Source organism: Nonomuraea sp. NPDC049646, assembly GCF_044465525.1.
Lineage (GTDB): Bacteria > Actinomycetota > Actinomycetes > Streptosporangiales > Streptosporangiaceae > Nonomuraea.
Genome location: NZ_JBITLU010000040.1, coordinates 1 through 17,776, shown reverse-complemented (window position 1 = coordinate 17,776; position 17,776 = coordinate 1). Strand labels below are relative to the sequence as shown.

The following is a 17,776-nucleotide window of genomic DNA, read 5'->3' as shown; positions in this document are numbered from 1 at the left end:
CCCGCCACCACCCCCAACGGCTGCCGCATCGAATACGAATCCACCCGAGTCGACACCCCCTCGGAGAACCCACCCTTGAGCAGATGCGGAATCCCACACGCGAACTCCACCACCTCCAGCCCGCGCGCCACCTCCCCCAACGCATCCGCATGCACCTTGCCGTGCTCGGCCGAGACCAGCGCGGCCAGCTCGTCCCGATGGGCGTACATCAGCTCACGGAACCGGAACAGCACCTGCGCCCGCTTGATCAGCGAGGCGTCGCGCCAGGCGGGGAAGGCCGCGACCGCCGCGGCGACCGCGGCGTCCACGTCGGCGGCCGAGGCCAACCGCACGTGGCCGCTGACCTCCCCGGTCGCCGGGTTGAAGATCTCCGCCGTGCGGTTGTCGCCGTCGACCGGAGATCCGTTGATCCAGTGCTTGACCGACTTCACTGAGCTGCTGCCTCTGCGTTGATGACTTCGAGTGCGTTGACGATGATCCCCAGGCCCTCGGCGGCCTCCTCCATCGTCAGGGTGAGGGGCGGGGCCATGCGGATGGCGGTGCCGTACAGGCCGCCCTTGCCGGCGAGCAGGCCCGCCTTCTTGGTCTCCTCCATGAACCGGACGGCCTGGGCGGGGCTTTCCAGCTCGACGGCGAACATCAGGCCCTTGCCGCGCACGTCCTTGACGATCGGCAGGCGCGCGGCCGCCTCCTTGAGGCCGCCGATGACGAGATCGCCGGTGCGCGCCGCGTTGGCCTGGAGGTCGTGGTCGAGGACGTAGTCGAGGGTGGCGTTCGCGGCCGCCATGGAGATGGGGTTGCCGCCGAAGGTGGACAGGCCCACGGCGTGCGGGGCGTCCATCAGGTCGCCGCGGGCGACGATGCCGCCGACCGCGAAGCCGTTGCCCAGGCCCTTGGCGAACGTGATCATGTCGGGGGTCACGCCGTGGTTCTGGATGCCGAAGAACGCGCTGCCCGTACGGCCCCAGCCGGTCTGCACCTCGTCGGAGATGAGCAGGATGCCCTGCTCGTCCAGGACCTCCTTGTAGGCGGCGAACAGGCCGTCGGGGGCCATGGTGAAGCCGCCCACGCCCTGGATCGGCTCGGCGATCAGCGCCGCCACGTCGTTGGAGACCGAGGTGGCCAGCACGTGGCGCAGGTCGTCCACGCACGCCTTGATGTAGTCGGCGTCGGACAGGCCCTTGAACTGGGTGAGGTGCCGGTCGGCGCCGTGCAGGAAGTGCACGTTGAGCGGGGAGAGCGAGTTGTTCTTCCACGCCCGGTTGGAGGTGACGCTGACCGCGCCGAAGCTGCGCCCGTGGTAGCTCTGCCGCATGGCGAGCACCTGGTCGGTCTTCCTGGCGTAGGTCGCGAGGAGGAGGGCGGTCTCGTTGGCCTCCGTCCCGGAGTTGGTGAAGAACACCTTTGCGTCGGGGATGCCGGAGAGCCGGGCGATCTTCTCGGCGAGCTCGACCTGGCCGCGCAGCAGGTAGACGGTGCTGGTGTGGACCACGCCGGTGGCGAGCTGGCGCTCGACGGCGTCCCGCACCTCGGGCACGTCGTACCCGATCATGTTGGTCAGGATCCCGGCGAAGAAGTCCAGGTAGCTCTTGCCGTCGGCGTCGATGACACGATTGCCCTTGCCGCTGACGATCTCGATGGGCTCGTTGTAGTTGAGGGCCAGCCAGTTCGGCATCACTGCCCGGTGGCGCGCGAGAAGCTCCGACATGCTACCGAGTATCCCGGTCCCCCGGGCTTCCTGGCAGCGGCAGGCTGTCGGCAGGGGGTCAAATCCCCTTACAAACTGTAAGTCCTCCCCCTAGGGGATCACCCGTGCGCCTGGGGGCGTACGCGCCGGCCCCCCGGTACGCCGCCAGAGGCATCGCGATTGACCACTCGCGGGCGACGACCCGGCGGGGCCCGCTCGGCCACCATCGGACCATCGACGAACCGAGGAGACCGAGATGACCGTCACCATCGACCTGCGCCCCGGGCGCCCCGAGGCGCCCGCCGGGCCGCCCAGGCTCGACCGCGACCAGCTCCGCCGCGCCCAGCAGGACACCCTGGACACCCCGCGGATGGACTACAGCCTGCTGGCCCGGATGATGTTCAAGCCCGTCGACCTCATGTACGGCCGTAAGGGCTCCTACACGAAGTTCGCCATGCTGGAGATCATCGCGCGGGTGCCGTACCAGGCGTGGGAGCGGATGGGCTACTGGGCCGTCCACCGGCACGCCGGACGGTCGGCCCTGGCCAGGAGGGTCTTCGAGCGCATCGTCGAGGCCCGCGCCGACCAGGACAACGAGCAGTGGCACCTGCTGATCATGCAGGACCTGGTGCAGCGCGCCGGGCAGCGGCAGAACTGGCTGCTGCACAAGGCGGCGCCGTGGCTGATCGCGTTCTTCTACTACCACGTGTCCTGGGTGCTGTTCGTGGTCCGGCCGGACTGGAGCTACCGGCTCAACGCCGAGTTCGAGGACCACGCCGAGCACGAGTACATGACGTTCGTGGCCGAGAACCCCGACCTGGACTTCGTGCCCGACCCCGGCACGTACGCCGACGAGTACGGCCGCTACCGCTCGGTGGCCGACCTGCTCCGGCAGATCGGCCACGACGAGCGCATGCACAAGCTCGACAGCCTGGAGAGCATGCGTGAGCCCCGCGTCCGCTAGACCGTGGCCGGCTCGGGGGCCGCGACGGGCGCGGCCGGGCGCAGCACGACCAGCGCGAGCAGCGCGGCGGCGACGCTGAACCCGGCCCCGACCCACGACCCGAAGTGCACGGCCACGGTGAAGGCGCGGTCGGCGGCCTCGCCGAGCCCGACCTGTTCGGCGACCCCGATCGACTCGCGGGCCGCCGCGGGCGCGTCGAGCGGCATCTGCGCGGTGTAGACGCCGGCCAGCACGCTGCCGAGCACCGCGATGCTCATGGCCAGCCCCACCTGCTGCACGGTGTCGTTGAGCGCGGAGCCGACGCCCGCGTGCTCCAGCGGGATGGCCCCCATCAGCGAGGCGTAGGCGGAGGGACCGGCCAGGCCGGCTCCCGCCCCCATCAGCACCAGCCCGCCCATCAGCGGCAGGTAGCCGGTGGTGAGCGCCATCACGACGAACCCGACGGCCATGATCAGCAGCCCGGCCGAGATCAGCACCCGGTTGGACACCTTCTTGCCCAGCGCCGCGCCGACGCCGTTGAACACGACGGCCGCCACGGCCTGGGGCAGCATGGCCAGGCCCGCCTGGAGCTCGCCGTAGCCCAGCACGAACTGCAGGTACTGGGTCAGCATGAGCATCACGGCGCCGGCGCCGAACGACATCAGCAGGATCGAGAAGGACGCGCCGCTGAAGTTGCGGTTGCGGAAGAGCTGCAGCGGCAGCATCGGGTGCTCGGCCCGCCGCTCCCAGACGACGAACGCGCCCAGCGCGCCCACCGCCACCGCGATGAGGGCCACGTTCCACTCGCGCTCGATGATCACGTAGACGGCCGAGGTCAGGCCGACGATCGAGAGCACGACGCCCACCGGGTCGATCCGCCGCCCGGCGCTGCGGGTCTCGGGCATCAGCGCGAACGCGGCCACGATGGCCAGCGCCGCGATCGGGATGTTGAGCAGGAAGACCGAGCCCCACCAGTAGTGCTCCAGCAGGAAGCCGCCCAGCGTCGGGCCGGCGATCACGCCGAGCATCGCCACGCTTCCCCAGATGGCCATGGCCTTGCGCCGCTCGTCCTCCGCGAAGACGGTCATGAGGATGGACAGCGTCGAGGGCATCAGGATCGAGCCGCCGACCCCCATCAGGGCCCGCGCGCCGATCACCTGCCAGGGCTCGGCGGCCAGCACGGCCAGCAGCGACGCGCCGCCGAAGAAGGCCAGGCCGATGACGAGGAAGCGGCGGCGGCCGTACCGGTCGGACAGGCTGCCGGCGGTCAGCAGCAGGCCGGCGAAGACCAGCACGTAGGCGTCGAGGATCCACTGGATGTCGGACGGCGTCGCGCCCAGCTCCTCGATCAGCGACGGGATCGCCAGGTTCAGCACGGTTCCGTCCACCGTGAGGACCAGCAGCGAGAGGCAGAGCACGACAAGGACCCACCAGCGACGGGGGTCTCGTACAGCGTTCGAGGTCACTCGCACAGCGTACGACAACTCTCGCACACTGTGCGAGAGGATTTATCCTGGGGGCATGACCGGCAAGCAGTTCACCTCCGTCTGGTTTCGCGAGCCGCGCAAGACCGCCACCCCCGGCCGCAGCCGCGAGGAGATCGTCAGAGCCGCCCTGGAGCTGCTCGACGCGGAGGGGATGGCCGGGCTGAGCATGCGCAAGCTCGGCGCGAAGCTGAGCGCCGGCGCCACCAGCCTGTACTGGTACGTCGCCAACAAGGACGAACTACTCGAACTCGCCTACGACGAGATCTGGGCCGAGATGACCGTCCCCGACGCCGAGGACGTGGGCTGGCGCGACGCCGCCTCCGCCATGGCCTACGGCATGCGCACGGTCATGCTGCGCCACCCCTGGTCGGCCGACCTCCTGGGCCGGGTGCCCGCGCTCGGCCCGCACGCCCTGTCCGCCTCCGACCGCATGCGCAAGGTCTTCAGGGTCGCCGGCTTCCACGGCCTCGACGTCGACTACGCCGTCGCCGCCGTCACCGCCTTCGTCTACGGCATGACCCTGCCCGAGATCGCCTGGGACGCCACCGCGAAGGACTCCGACTACGACGCCGACGAGATGCGCGGCATGGTCGCCAGGGCCGCGGCCGACTTCCCCGACATGCTGGAGAGCCTGGCCATGGGGGCGTACCAGGATCCGCGGGTCATCCGGGCCACGGCGTTCGACTTCGGGCTCGTGTCGGTGCTCGACGGCCTTGAGCGGCGGCTGGCGACGTAGCAGGATCCGGGGCATGAGCGATTTCCGCGCGGCCCGCGACCTTCTCCTGAGCGCCGACTACCCCACCGCCCGGCGCGACTTCCGCTGGCCGGAGGCCGAGCAGTTCAACTGGGCGCTCGACTGGTTCGACGGGGTGCTGGCCGCCGAGACGCCGCAGGCCGCGGCCCTGATCATCGTGAACCCCGACGGCCGGGTCTCCCACACCTTCGCCGAGTTGTCGGCCCGCTCCAACCAGGTCGCCAACTGGCTGCACGAGCAGGGCGTGCGCCGGGGCGACCGCGTGCTGCTCATGCTGGGCAACCAGACCGAGCTGTGGGAGTCCCTGCTGGCGGCCATGAAGCTCGGGGCGGTGGTCATCCCGGCCACGACCCTGCTGACGGCCAAGGACATCGGCGAGCGCCTCGACCGCGGCCAGGTCGCCCACGTGATCGCCAACGCCGCCGACGCGGGCAAGTTCGGCGCCGGCGAGTTCACCAGGATCGCGGTCGGCGACGCGTACGGGTGGCTGCCGTACCACGAGGCGTACGAGGCCGCCGAGCACTTCACCCCCGACGCCCCCACCCTGGCCGGCGACCCCCTGCTGCTCTACTTCACCTCCGGCACGACCTCCCGCCCCAAGCTGGTCGAGCACACCCACGCCTCCTACCCGGCCGGCCACCTGTCCACGATGTTCTGGATCGGCCTGCGCCCCGGCGACGTGCACCTCAACGTCTCCTCCCCCGGCTGGGCCAAGCACGCCTGGAGCAACGTGTTCGCCCCCTGGAACGCCGGGGCGACCGTGCTCATCCACAACTACGAGCGCTTCGCCGCCCGCGCCCTGCTGGAGGTGCTGCGCGACGAGCGGGTCACCACGTTCTGCGCGCCGCCGACCGTGTGGCGGATGCTCATCCAGGAGGACCTGGCGGCCTGGAAGCTGCCGCTGCGCACCGCCGTGGCCGCGGGCGAGCCGCTCAACCCCGAGATCATCGACCAGGTCGCCAAGGCGTGGGGCATCACCATCCGCGACGGCTACGGCCAGACCGAGACCACCGCCCAGATCGGCAACGTGCCGGACGAGCCGATCAAACCCGGATCGATGGGACGCCCCCTGCCCGGCTACGACATCGTGCTCATCGACCCCGTCACCGGCGAGCCCGGCGACGACGGCGAGATCTGCCTGCCGCTCGACCCCCGCCCCCTGGGCCTGATGGCCGGGTACGTCGGCGGCTCCGCCGAGGCCATGCGCGACGGCTTCTACCACACCGGCGACGTCGCCACCCGCGACCAGGACGGCTACATCACCTACGTCGGCCGGACCGACGACGTCTTCAAGGCCTCCGACTACCGCATCTCGCCGTTCGAGCTGGAGAGCGTGCTGCTGGAGCATCCCGCGGTGGCCGAGGCCGCCGTCGTGCCCGCCCCCGACCCGGTGCGCCTGGCGGTGCCGAAGGCGTACGTGATGCTGGCCCCCGGGTTCGAGGCCGGCGCCGAGACCGCGCGGTCGATCTTCGAGCACTGCCGCCGGGAGCTGGCGCCGTACAAGCGGGTGCGCCGGCTGGAGTTCGCCGAGCTGCCCAAGACGATCTCGGGCAAGATCCGGCGGGTGGAGTTGCGGGTGCGCGAACCCCGAGGTGAGTACCGCGAGGAGGAGTTCAATCTGTGACAGTGTGTATATGGCTGTATGACCGTTCTTACAGGTTGATCGGCTAGGCTCGCCCCGTGCTACCCACCATCGCCGACGTCCTCGCCCTGGAGACCGTGCGCCGGGGCGGCCCGCGCGTGGTCGCGGGCGCCGACCGGCTCGACACCAAGGTGCGGTGGGTGCACGTCGGCGAGATCGCCGACATCGCCCATCTGCTGCGCGGCGGCGAGCTGGTGCTCACCACGGGCGTCGCGCTGCCCGACGACCCGGAGAAGCTCGCCGACTACGTGGGCGAGCTCGCCTCCGTGGGGGCCTCCGGGCTGATCGTGGAGCTGGGACGCAGGTTCCTGCGCGAGCTGCCACGGGCGGTGGTCAAGTCCGCCGAGGAGCACGGGCTGCCGGTCATCGTGCTGGCCCGCGAGACGCCGTTCGTGCAGATCACCGAATCGGTGCACGCCCGGATCATCGACATCCAGCTTGAGGAGCTGCGCGCCTCCGAGCAGTTGCACGAGGTGTTCACCGAGCTGTCGGTCGAGGGCGCCTCGCCCGCCGAGGTGCTCACCCAGGTCGCCCGGCTGTCCGGCCGCCCGGTGCTGCTGGAGAACCTCGCCCACCAGGTGCTGGCCTGCGAGTCCGCGGGCCGCGACGCCGGAGCGCTGCTGGCCGGCTGGGAGACCAGGTCGCGGGGCGTGGCCCCGGCCGAGCGCACGGCCTACGACCCCGCCTCCGGCTGGCTGGTCACCACCGTCGGCGCACGCGGCCAGGACTGGGGGCGGCTGATCCTGATCTGCGAGACGCCCCCGACCCCGCGCGACATGGTGATGGCCGAACGCGCCGCCACCACGCTCGCCCTCGGCCGCCTGCTCGAACGCCACCAGGAGTCCCTGGAACGCCAGGCCCACGGCACGATCATCACCGGCATCCTGACCCACGCCTACGCCGACCCCGACGAGGCCGCCGCCCGCGCCCGCGCGGTCGGCGTGCCGCTGACCGGGCGCAAGCTGATCAGCGTCGTCATCAGGCCGACCGAGCCGGTCGACCAGGCGCTCGACGGCCAGGCGCAGCTCGGCGAGCTGGCCGAGGCCACCGCCGCCGCCTGCCGCGACGCCCGCCTGCCCGCCCTGGTCGGCGCGCTCGACCAGGAGCGGGTCGGCGTCCTGCTGCCGCTGCCGCCGCGTACCGGCGCCGAGCCCGCGCTGACCGCGCTCGCCGAGCGGCTGCGCATGCTGTGGCGGCCCGGCTCGGCGTTCGTGCTGGCCGCGGGGTCGGTGGTGGAGTCCATCCGGGACGTACGGCGCAGCTTCCTCGAAGCCGAGCAGGTCGCCGACGTGGCCGTGCGCCAGCCGGACGGCCGCGCCTTCTACCGCCTGCCTGACCTGCGCCTGCGCGGCCTGCTGCACCTACTGCGCGACGACGCGCGGCTGCAGACGTTCGCCGAGCGCGAGCTGGGCCCGCTGCTCGCGCACGACGCCCAGCGCGGCGGCGACCTCACCCGGATCCTGCGCACCTACCTCGACGCGGGCCGCAACAAGGCCGTGGCCGCCCAGAAGGCCCACCTGTCCAGGCCCGCCTTCTACGACCGTCTGCGCCGCCTCGAACGCATCCTCGACACCGACCTCGACGACGTCGAGTCATGCCTGTCACTGCACGTCGCGCTGCTGGCGCTGGAGTCGTTCCGCAGGGAGAACCGTTGAGAGCTCGTGATCACGGCATCGTCGTCGGCACCGGCGTCCCCGGTCCGCTGAACGCGATCACCGACGTGCCCGGCGTGCTCGTCGGCCACACCACGCTGACCGAGGGCACCGCCCGTACGGGGGTCACCGTCGTCCGGCCCGGCCCCGGCCCGGCCTACGACTCCCCCGTCTACGCCGGCTACCACTGGCTCAACGGCAACGGCGAGATGACCGGCCTGCCCTACCTGGACGACTTCGGCCTGCTGCACTCGCCCATCGGGCTGACCAACACCTTCTCCGTCGGCGTGGTGCGCGACGCGCTGGTGTCCCTGGAGATCGGCGGCCGGGGCGGGAGCGCGTGGTCGCTGCCGGTGGTCGCCGAGACGTGGGACGGCCGGCTCAACGACATCGACGCCCGGCACGTCCGCCAGGAGCACGTCGAACGGGCCTACCACGGCGCCTCGGCGGGCCCGGTGCCCGAGGGTTCGGTCGGCGGCGGCACCGGCATGATGTGCCACGGCTTCAAGGGCGGCATCGGCACCGCGTCCCGCGTGACCGGCGACTACACGGTCGGCGTGCTCGTGCAGGCCAACCACGGCAGCCGCGACCGGCTCACCGTCAACGGCCGCCCGATCGTCATGGACGACGTCCCCCGCCCCGGCGGCCCCGAGGGCGCGGGATCGATCATCGTCGTGGTCGCCACGGACGCGCCGCTCCTCCCCCACCAGTGCCGCAAGCTCGCCCGGCGCGCCGGCCTCGGCGTGGCCAGGACGGGCGGCGCCGGCGAGAACGGCAGCGGCGACGGCTTCGTCTGCTTCGCCACCGGCAACCGCGGCCTGCCCTCCAACGCCCTCGACGACGAGGGCTCCGGCGTGTTCGAGGTGCGGGTGCTGGCCGACGCCCGTCTCGACCCGCTCTTCCACGCCGTGATCGAGGCCACGGAGGAGGCCATCGTCAACGCGCTGGTCGCCGCCGATACGATGACCGGCGCGAACGGCTTCACCGCCTACGCACTCGACGGCGCCCGCCTCGCCGACCTGGTGAAATGAGCAACATGTCTGACGTCCTGATGCCCGACCTCGAAGACCTCGGCCGCATGATCGCGACCGCCGGCGCGTTCGCCGTGCCCGTGCACGACGTGCGGCTGACCCCCGACGAGCTCGACCCCGAGCAGATCGTCGCCGGCGACCCGGCCACGTCGTCGCTGGAGCTCGGCGACGGCAGGGGCATCTGGGAGATCACCCCGGGCGTCGTCACCGACGTCGAGACCGACGAGATCTTCGTGGTGCTGTCCGGCCGCGCCACGATCGCCGTCGAGGGCGGCACCACCATCGAGGTCGGCCCCGGCGACGTGTGCCTGCTGGCCGAGGGCGCGCGGACGACGTGGATCGTGCACGAGACGCTGCGCAAGGTGTACCAGTCCCGGCAGTCCGGGCAACCCGGCTAGAACCCCATCGCCGCTCGCACCTCCGCCAGCGTGCGGACCGCCCGCTCCCGGGCCCGCTCGTTGCCCTCCGCCAGCACCTGACGGACGTCGGCCTCGGTGTGCTCGCGCCGCCGCCGCCTGATCGGGCGCAGGAACTCGTTGACCGCCTCGGTGGTCAGCGCCTTGAGCGCGGCGGCCCCGCCGTCGCCGATCTCGTCGGCGATCTCCCGGGGCGGGCGGCCGAGGCAGAGCCCGGCCAGCGTGAGCAGGTTCGCGACGCCGGGCCGGCGCACCTCGTCGAAGGTGATCAGGCGGTCGGAGTCGGTGCGGGCCTTGCGGATGAGGGCGGCGGTCTCGTCCTCGGTGGCCGCCAGGGCGATGGCGTTGCCGCGGCTCTTGCTCATCTTGCCGCCGTCCAGGCCCATGAGCAGCGGACGCTCGCCCAACATGGCCTCGGGCAGCGGGAAGACCTCGCCGTACCGCTCGTTGAACCGCCGCGCGACCAGCCGCGCCACCTCCACGTGCGGGAGCTGGTCGCGGCCCACGGGCACCAGCGTGCCCTTGCAGAACAGGATGTCGGCGGCCTGGTGCACCGGATAGGTGAACAGCAGGCCGCTGACCGCGCGCCGGGCGCTGTGCGCGATCTCGTCCTTCACCGTCGGGTTGCGGCTCAGCTCCGCCACCGACACCAGGCTCAGGAACGGCAGCAGGAGCTGGTTCAGCTCCGGGATCGCGCTGTGCTGGAAGATCGTGACCTTGCCCGGGTCGAGGCCGACGGCCAGGTAGTCGAGGAGCACCTCGGTGATGTTGCGCTGGATCTCGCCGGGCAGGTCGCGGTCGGTGATCACCTGGTAGTCGGCGATCAGCACGTACGTCCGGTAACGGTCCTGCAGCTCCACGCGGTTGGCGAGGGTGCCGAAATAGTGGCCCAGATGCAGGCGTCCGGTCGGACGGTCGCCGGTCAGGACGACGTCGTCGTTCACGATGGGTCTCTCCTTCAGGTGTGCCGCCTGAGGGGAGCCCGCACGCTCGGAAAGGACCGCCACCAGGACGGCCCAGCATGGGAAATCAGCGGCCGTCTGCCGGCCGCCACCACATGCTGATACGGGTCATAGCTCAATGTTATCTGGGCTGGGTGTCAATCTCGTAACCTCTTGAGCAGTTTGGCGCGTTCGGCTGACTCCGGGACCTTGATCTCGTCAGGATGGTTCGGTCCCTTTTCCGCCCTCTGGAGAGTTCATGTCTCGACGCACCCTCGCCGGCGGCCTGGCCATAGCCGCCACGATCACCGTCACCACGCTGCCCGCCTCGGCGGCGCAGCTCTCGGTGAAGTTCCCGTCGGCCGGCTTCCCGCTGGGCGCCCGGCCTGCCGCCACCAAGACGCTGACCGCCGTGACGCAGGGCATCGACCTGTACGACGTGAAGGCGGGCAGCTCCACCGACGGCTACACGGTGACCGTGCTCATGCCGAGCGGCCGCGACTACGGCGCGCTGGAGACCGCCCAGGCCAAGGTCGCCGAGGTCGAGGCGGCCGGGGAGGCGCCGAGCCTGCAGAAGGTGGTCCGGCCGAGCGTGGCCGACGCGCCCTCCCAGACCGTCTACATGGTCCGCGTGGGCCTGTGGTCGTTCAAGGACAAGGCCAAGGCCGACGAGACCGCCAAGGCGCTCAAGGAGGCCGGGCTGAAGGTCAAGGTCGACTACCTCGGCGACGACGGCCTGAAGACCACCGGCCCGTGGGACGCCAAGGTCGTCATGATCGACTCCCGGACGTTCCGCGGCTCGTACGCCGCCTCCCTCGGCGCCAGCGTCGCCGCGCGCGAGACGGTCTCCTCGATGGCCAAGGCGCGCAACGCGGTGGTCGGCGTCAACGGCGGCTTCTTCAACATCCACACCGCCAAGAACCTGCGCGGCGAGCCCGTCGGCGCCTCCGTGGTGGCCGGCCGGCTGCTCAGCGAGGCCGTGCCGGGCCGCTCCGCCGTGGTGCTCCAGGGCCGCAGCGTGCGCATCACCGAGCTGAAGACCGCCGTCACCGCCGTCTCCCAGGACGGCGACAAGCTCGTCGTCAACGGCGTCAACCGCGCCGCCGCCACGGACGAGGCCGTGCTCTACACCGAGGAGTACGGCGCCAAGACCCCGACCGGCGGCACCGACATCGTCCTCGACGCCAATGGCAAGGCGGTCACCGTACGCGCGAGCGGCGCCGCCGTGGCCAAGGGCACCCAGGTGCTGCACGGCCAGGGCGCCGCCGCCGAATGGCTCGACGAGCACGCCTGGGAAGGCTGGACGGTGAGGATCGACACGAAGGTCACCGACCTGCGCACCGGCAAGACCCTCAAGCTGACCCCCGACCTGAACGTGATCGCCGGCGGCGTCGGCCTGGTGCGCAACGGCCACGTGAAGATCACCGCCAAGCGCGACGGCCACGACTCCGTGAACATGATCCTGCGCCGCCACCCGCGCACCCTCCTCGGCGTCACCAGGAACGGCAGCCTCATCCTGGCCACCATCGACGGCCGCCAGCCCGGCGTGACCATCGGCGCCAACTTCCACGAGGCCGCCCAGTTCATGCGCTGGCTCGGCGCGGTCCAGGCCATCAACCTGGACGGCGGCGGCTCGACCGCGATGGTGGTGTCGAACAAGCTGGTCAACCGGCCCTCGGACGGCGTGGAGCGCGGCGTCGGCGACGCCCTCCTCGTCCTTCCCCAGTAGCCGCCGGGGCGCGAGGGGCAGGCTCGCCCCCTCCGCCCCGGCTCCCCTCTCAAGCACCGCCCCACGGCAGCGGCCCGGTCCCGCCGGGCACCGCCCCACGCCAGCGGCCCGGTCCCGCCAGGCACCCCCCAACCGCCTAGGCTCTCCCTCCGCCTTGCCCCCACTGCCCCAGCTGTTCTCTCCGCCGGGCATCCCATCCCACCCCCCCGTTGGCGGGCGCGGGCCACGTCTCCTGGCCCGGACTTCACGGGCGGGCGTGGGCCGTCCAGTGGGCGAGTTGTTCCCTGGTCGTCACCGTGGCCGGATGCCCGGCCCCCAGCACGCGAGCCCGGACCGGCAGCAGCGCCGCGCAGAGATCGCGAGCCCCCGCCGCGTCCCCCGCCATCCCCGTCCAGTACGCCAGGTTGGCCCTGGCGGTCAGGGTGTCCGGATGCTCGGCCCCCTGCACCCGCGCCCGTACCGGCACCAACGCCGCATACTGATCCCGCGCCGCGGCCGCCTCCCCCAGCTCCCCCGTCCACCGCGCCAGCTCGTGCCGGATCGTCAACGTGTCCGGATGGTCCGGCCCGAGAATGCGCTCCCGGACCGGAAGCAGCGCCGCGTACAGGTCACGGGCGGCCGCCGCGTCCCCCGCCTTCCCCGTCCACTGAGCCAGGCTGGCCTTGGCGGTGAGCGTGTCCGGATGCTCCGGTCCCTGCACCCGCTCCCGTACCGGCACCAACGCCGCGAACTGATCCCGCGCGGCAGCCGCCTCCCCCAGCTCCCCCGTCCACCGCGCCAGCTCGTGCCGGACGGTCAACGTGTCCGGATGATGCGGCCCCGACACCCGCTCCCGTACCAGGAGCAACGCCGCGTACTGGTCGCGGGCGGCCAGCGCGTCCCCCAGCTCGCCGGTCCACCGGGCCAGCTCGTGCCGGTTGATCAGCGTCGAGGGATGCTCGGGCCCCTGCACCCGCTCCCGTACCGGCAGCAGCGCCGCGTACTGGTCGCGGGCCGCGGCCGCGTCCCCGGCCTGCCCGGTCCACTGGGCCAGGTTGGCCTGCGTGGTCAGGGTGTCCGGGTGCTCGGGCCCCGACACCCACTGCCGGACGGGCAGCAGCGCCGCGTACTGGTCCCGGGCGGCCACCGGATCGCCGGCCCGTCCCGTCCACTGGGCCAGGTTGTGCCGGGTCGTCAGGGTGTGCGGGTGTTCGGGGCCGAGCACCCGTTCGTAGACGGGCAGCAGCTCCAGGTACTGGTCACGCGCCGCCGCCGGGTCGCCCGCCTCGCCCGTCCAGAGCGCCAGCTCGTGCCGGGCGGTCAGCGTGGCGACCGCCTCCGGGCCGAGCGCCGCCGCGAGCGCGTCGGCGATCTCCTGGAACAACGACCTCGCCGTACGGTAGTCGCCGCTGGCCCCCAGATACTGGGCCGTCTTGTCCATGCCGGGCGAGGTCGGCCCGAGCACCGTCCGGATGTGCGGCAGCAGCCTGGCGTACCGCGCCCACCGCGCTTTCTGCCCCGGATTGTCGGGCAGCACGGCCTCCACCAGCACCGCCGCCACCTTCCGCCACCGGCGCTGCGCGCGCAGCGGAAGCTGGTCGAGCGTGACGGCCTGCACCAGCCGGTGCACCGTGACCGTCCCGTCCACGGGCGGCCCGATCAGGCTGTGCCCGCGCAACGCGCTCAGCGCCGCGTTGATCCTCAATGTGTCCCGCGGCAGCGCCCGCATCATCAGCAGCACGCTGGGATGCACGTCACGCAGCACCCGCGTGCGCGGCCCTGGGATGCGCCCGTAGGCCCGCCGCCGCTGCACGTCCGCCCGGAACAGCTCCCGCGGCGCCCACCGCGCCAGCGGCGAGAGCAGCAGATGGTACGGGATCGCCTCGTGCGCGTAGCAGGACAGCAGCCGCAGCAGCGCGATGGCCTGCGGACTCGTCCTTGCCAGCCGACGGAACGCGAACTGCCACGTGGAGGCCACCCGCTCGCGATACCCCCACGCCTGCCCCTGCGCCAGCAACTCGGCACGCTGGTGATGCAGCAGATCCAGGTACTCCGACAGCTCCAGCCCCGTCTCCGACATGTAGGCCGCGGCCTGCTCCAGCGCCAGCGGCAGCGCGCCGAGCTCCGCCACCACGGCCGCCGCCGCCACGGCGTCGTCCTGCCCCGTGCTCGCCAGCAGCAGCAGCGCCGCCGACTCCAGGTCGAGCACCGGCAGCTCCAGCCCGCGATCCCGCGGCCAGCTCCCGGACCTACTCGTGATCAGCACGTGCCCCGGCCCCGCCGGCGGCAGCACGGCCCGCACCGCCTCGGCCTCCGGCACGTTGTCGAAGATCAACAACCAGGGTTCGGTACGCGCCGCCAGCGCGGCGTGCACCTGGTCGACCGGGTCCGCCGCGTTCGCGCCCAGCTCCCGTAGACCCATGAGCGCCGCCAACCGGGCGAACGCCGCCGACAACACCGCAGGATCGGCCGCCGGCAACTGCCAGACGAGCTCGTAGTCGTGCTGGTGGCGATAGGCGTACTCCAGCGCGAGACTCGTCTTGCCCACGCCGCCCAGCCCGTGCACGGCCACCACCGCCGGCCGCACCTCGCTCGCCAGCAGCCGCTCCCGCAGCTCCGCCACGGCCTCATCCCGCCCGACGAGCCGCGGCGGCCGCGGCGCAAGCTGCACCGGCCGCGTCGCCACCTGGGGCCGCGCCGGCAGATGCACGTCCCCGATGACCTCGACATGCCCCCCGGTGACCGCCGTGGACCTGTCGCCGGTCATGGCCAGCCCGGACTCCTGCCGCCCGACCACGATCGACCGCTGCCCCTCGCCCCTCCCGACCACCCCACCAGCAGCCCCACCGACCGCCCCACCGTCAGCCGCACCCGGACCGCCGCCATCACCGGCGCCCCGCGGCCCACCATCGCGCCCGCCATCGGCCCCATCCGCACCGGCCCCTGTACCACCAGCACCCTGACCAGCCCGTCCGGCCCCCGCGCCCCCCGAACTGCCTTCGCCACCACCGGTGGGCGTCATGGCCGCCCGGAGCTGCGCCCACAACCCGACCCCGGCGATGAACAACCCCGCGACACCCACGAACATGCTGACGACGCTGGCCCGCTTGTCCAGCATCTCCAGCTGTAACGGCTCGGCGAAGAACCCCACGACCCCCGCGGCCACCAACCCGACGGAGATCGACGCGAACGTCCACGCCAGCAGCCGACGGCTCCGACGCGCTGACTGCTTGGAACGGGGAGAAGCGGTCACCCTAATAGAGTTACCCGATTACGCTCGGTATCCTAGCGAGATTGTCAGGACCATGAACAACCTCTGACCTTGCCCGACCGCCACCCGGCGCCCGACATCACCGATCACCACCCCGAGCCCCGACCCGCCCCTCAGCCCCAAAACCCCGGCACCACACCACCCGCCGGCTACCTCGCCACGCATCCACTCCGGACCAGCCCGCGCCCTGCCCGACGGCGACCGAGACACCCAGCGCCCAGCAAGCCCGCCGCGCGGCCGTCCTTCTGCTGAATCTCAACCTTCCGACTCCATCGGCGGCGGCTCGACGAGGTGATGAAGGATCCGCTGCCGCATCGACCGGCGCCCCAACGCCCGCCGCACCTCCTCCACCACCGCCGTCATCGCGTACGGGAGCTCGCCGTCCAGCTCGGCGACCGTCTGGTGGGTGGCACGCCACTCCGCCTCCAGGAACGGCACCAGCGACCGACCGCGCTCGGTCAGGTCGATGCGGCGGGTACGGGCGTCGGGCCCCGGCTCGGAGGTGACGAGCCCTTCCTTGCGCATGGCGGCGACGGTCTGGCTGATCGCAGAGTGCGAACGGTTCAGGGACTTTGCTAGCTCGCGAATGGTCAACGGCCCTGTGTGGGCGAGCCGGATGAGCGGATAGGCGAACCGGGTGCGCACCCCGTCGAGGCCACGCTCCAGGTAGACCTGTTCGATCTCAGCGTCCATGGCCGCCAGAAGCTCGTGCAGCGAGTGCCAGGGGTCGGGCGTCGCGGTGGGGTCTGAAGATGTCACAGTGCTAATATAACAGCGCTGGAATAACTACTTGGCCTGTATGGAACCGCACAGTGCCCCAGCGCACCCCACCCCTCCAACAGCAGGAGCCCCCTTGTACCCCTCGATCGAACCGTACGAGCACGGCATGCTCGACGTCGGCGACGGCAACCTCATCTACTGGGAGGTCTGCGGCAACCCCGACGGCAAGCCCGCGGTCGTCGTGCACGGCGGGCCCGGCTCTGGCTGTTCGACCGGCTCCCGCCGCAGGTTCGACCCGGACCGTTTCCGCATCGTCCTGTTCGACCAGCGCAACTGCGGCCGCAGCCGCCCGCACGCCGCCGACCCGGCCACCGACCTGACCGCCAACACCACCCACAACCTGATCGCCGACATGGAACTGCTGCGCGAACACCTCGGCATCGACCGATGGCTGCTGTACGGCGGTTCGTGGGGTTCGACCCTGATCCTGGCCTACGCCGAGGCCCACCCGGAGCGGGTATCTGAAATCGTCATCCCCGCGGTCACCATGACCCGCCGCTCCGAGATCGACTGGCTCTACCGGGGCGTCGGCAGGTTCTTCCCGGAAGCACATGAACGGTTCGTCCAGGGCGTCCCCGACGCCGACAACGACGGCGACGTGTTCAAGCTACTGGCGGCGTACTCCCGCCTGCTGGCCGACCCCGACCCGCAGGTACGAGCGAAAGCCGCCCACGACTGGATCACCTGGGAGGACGCGGTGATCTCCCAGGAGACCAACGGCACCCCCGACGCCTACAGCAACCGTCCGGACGACGCCATCATGGCCATGACCCGCATCTGCGCCCACTACTTCGCCAACGCCGCCTGGCTGGACGAGGACGTACTCCTACGCAACGCACACCGGCTGGCCGGCATCCCCGGCGTCCTGATCCACGGCCGCCTGGACATGGGCAGCCCTCTCCAGACAGCCTGGGAACTGACCAAGCTCTGGCCCGACGCCGACCTGCACGTGGTGGCGGACTCCGGCCACACCGGCAGCCAAACCCTCACCAACGTCCTGAACGAAGCCATCGAAACCTTCTCACCCCCCAAACACCGCTGACCCCCTCCGCACAGCCGGTGCGCCCCACACTGATCCTCAGCGGAGTGCACCCATAACGAGGGATGTCGACGGCCAGCCCCCGAGAACACACCGCAACCCCCTCCTCATCGCATCGCACGCAAGAACCGACGACCGACTCAGATGCGGACCGGGCCCAGGAAGCGCGCCGAACCCACCCCCGGATCGCATCCAAGCCCCGGCCATCCTGAATTACCCCGGAAATGCAAGAAGGGCCCCGACCAAAGCCGAGGCCCATACAAACGCAGAAAAGGCCCCGACCGAAGTCGAAGCCCACAAACGCGAAGAGGCCCCACACAAACCGTGTGAGGCCTCTTCGAAAGATTGTCCGGCGGTGACCTACTCTCCCACACCCTCCCGAGTGCAGTACCATCGGCGCAGAGAAGCTTAACTTCCGGGTTCGG

Annotated in this window: 14 protein-coding genes and 1 rRNA gene; 8 read left to right on the top strand and 7 right to left on the bottom strand. The window is 71.5% G+C overall.

Features of this window, described 5'->3' with window-relative positions; translation table 11 throughout:
* Both ACIBQ8_RS51025 and ACIBQ8_RS51020 read right to left on the bottom strand, forming a co-directional pair.
* Positions 1-431: aldehyde dehydrogenase family protein (locus tag ACIBQ8_RS51025; RefSeq protein WP_397195901.1), on the bottom strand; the 431-nt coding region annotated here is incomplete at its 3' end.
* Positions 428-1,708, bottom strand: coding sequence for an aspartate aminotransferase family protein (locus tag ACIBQ8_RS51020; protein WP_397195900.1), 1,281 nt, complete (start codon positions 1,706-1,708; stop codon positions 428-430). The genes ACIBQ8_RS51020 and ACIBQ8_RS51025, both read right to left, overlap by 4 nt.
* Positions 1,709-1,943: 235 nt before the next feature.
* On the opposite strand from ACIBQ8_RS51020, the gene ACIBQ8_RS51015 reads away from it, so the two are divergent.
* A complete protein-coding gene (locus ACIBQ8_RS51015; protein ID WP_397180285.1) occupies positions 1,944-2,651 on the top strand; it encodes an alternative oxidase in 708 nt (235 codons plus the stop codon).
* Here ACIBQ8_RS51015 and ACIBQ8_RS51010 read toward each other — a convergent pair.
* Entirely contained in the window at positions 2,648-4,048 is a 1,401-nt protein-coding gene (locus ACIBQ8_RS51010) for an MFS transporter (RefSeq protein ID WP_397195899.1), read from the bottom strand. The genes ACIBQ8_RS51015 and ACIBQ8_RS51010 overlap by 4 nt on opposite strands.
* 103 nt (positions 4,049-4,151) lie before the next feature.
* Between ACIBQ8_RS51010 and ACIBQ8_RS51005 the strand changes: the two genes are divergently transcribed.
* From ACIBQ8_RS51005 to ACIBQ8_RS50985, 5 genes are read left to right on the top strand one after another with little or no spacing between them, the layout of a single operon-like run.
* Positions 4,152-4,853, top strand: coding sequence for a TetR/AcrR family transcriptional regulator C-terminal domain-containing protein (locus tag ACIBQ8_RS51005; protein ID WP_397195898.1), 702 nt, complete (start codon positions 4,152-4,154; stop codon positions 4,851-4,853).
* A 13-nt stretch (positions 4,854-4,866) separates the two neighbouring features.
* Complete coding sequence (locus ACIBQ8_RS51000; RefSeq protein WP_397195897.1) at positions 4,867-6,495, top strand: AMP-binding protein; 1,629 nt, start codon at positions 4,867-4,869, stop codon at positions 6,493-6,495.
* A gap of 56 nt (positions 6,496-6,551) precedes the next feature.
* Positions 6,552-8,168, top strand: coding sequence for a PucR family transcriptional regulator (locus tag ACIBQ8_RS50995; protein ID WP_397180281.1), 1,617 nt, complete (start codon positions 6,552-6,554; stop codon positions 8,166-8,168).
* Positions 8,165-9,196: a P1 family peptidase gene (locus ACIBQ8_RS50990; protein ID WP_397180280.1), complete on the top strand. Its 1,032-nt coding sequence runs from the start codon at positions 8,165-8,167 to the stop codon at positions 9,194-9,196. Before ACIBQ8_RS50995 ends, ACIBQ8_RS50990 begins: the two co-directional genes overlap by 4 nt.
* A gap of 5 nt (positions 9,197-9,201) precedes the next feature.
* Entirely contained in the window at positions 9,202-9,594 is a 393-nt protein-coding gene (locus ACIBQ8_RS50985; RefSeq protein ID WP_397180279.1) for a cupin domain-containing protein, read from the top strand.
* On the opposite strand, the gene trpS is transcribed toward ACIBQ8_RS50985, so the two are convergent.
* Positions 9,591-10,556 carry a tryptophan--tRNA ligase gene (trpS, locus tag ACIBQ8_RS50980; protein WP_397195896.1) on the bottom strand — a complete coding sequence of 322 codons (966 nt, stop codon included), beginning with the start codon at positions 10,554-10,556 and terminating at the stop codon, positions 9,591-9,593. The genes ACIBQ8_RS50985 and trpS overlap by 4 nt on opposite strands.
* A gap of 256 nt (positions 10,557-10,812) precedes the next feature.
* On the opposite strand from trpS, the gene ACIBQ8_RS50975 reads away from it, so the two are divergent.
* Positions 10,813-12,282: a phosphodiester glycosidase family protein gene (locus ACIBQ8_RS50975; RefSeq protein WP_397180277.1), complete on the top strand. Its 1,470-nt coding sequence runs from the start codon at positions 10,813-10,815 to the stop codon at positions 12,280-12,282.
* 244 nt (positions 12,283-12,526) lie between these two features.
* Here ACIBQ8_RS50975 and fxsT read toward each other — a convergent pair whose 3' ends face one another.
* Positions 12,527-15,091 (bottom strand): FxSxx-COOH system tetratricopeptide repeat protein, encoded by a 2,565-nt coding sequence (gene fxsT / locus ACIBQ8_RS50970; protein WP_397195895.1) that lies wholly within the window; start codon positions 15,089-15,091, stop codon positions 12,527-12,529.
* Between the two features lie 696 nt (positions 15,092-15,787).
* Positions 15,788-16,291 (bottom strand): MarR family winged helix-turn-helix transcriptional regulator, encoded by a 504-nt coding sequence (locus ACIBQ8_RS50965; protein ID WP_397195894.1) that lies wholly within the window; start codon positions 16,289-16,291, stop codon positions 15,788-15,790.
* 94 nt (positions 16,292-16,385) lie between these two features.
* Between ACIBQ8_RS50965 and pip the strand changes: the two genes are divergently transcribed.
* A complete protein-coding gene (gene pip, locus ACIBQ8_RS50960) occupies positions 16,386-17,354 on the top strand; it encodes a prolyl aminopeptidase (protein WP_397195893.1) in 969 nt (322 codons plus the stop codon).
* 344 nt (positions 17,355-17,698) lie between these two features.
* Here pip and rrf read toward each other — a convergent pair.
* A 5S ribosomal RNA gene (rrf, locus tag ACIBQ8_RS50955) occupies positions 17,699-17,776 on the bottom strand; the annotation flags it as partial.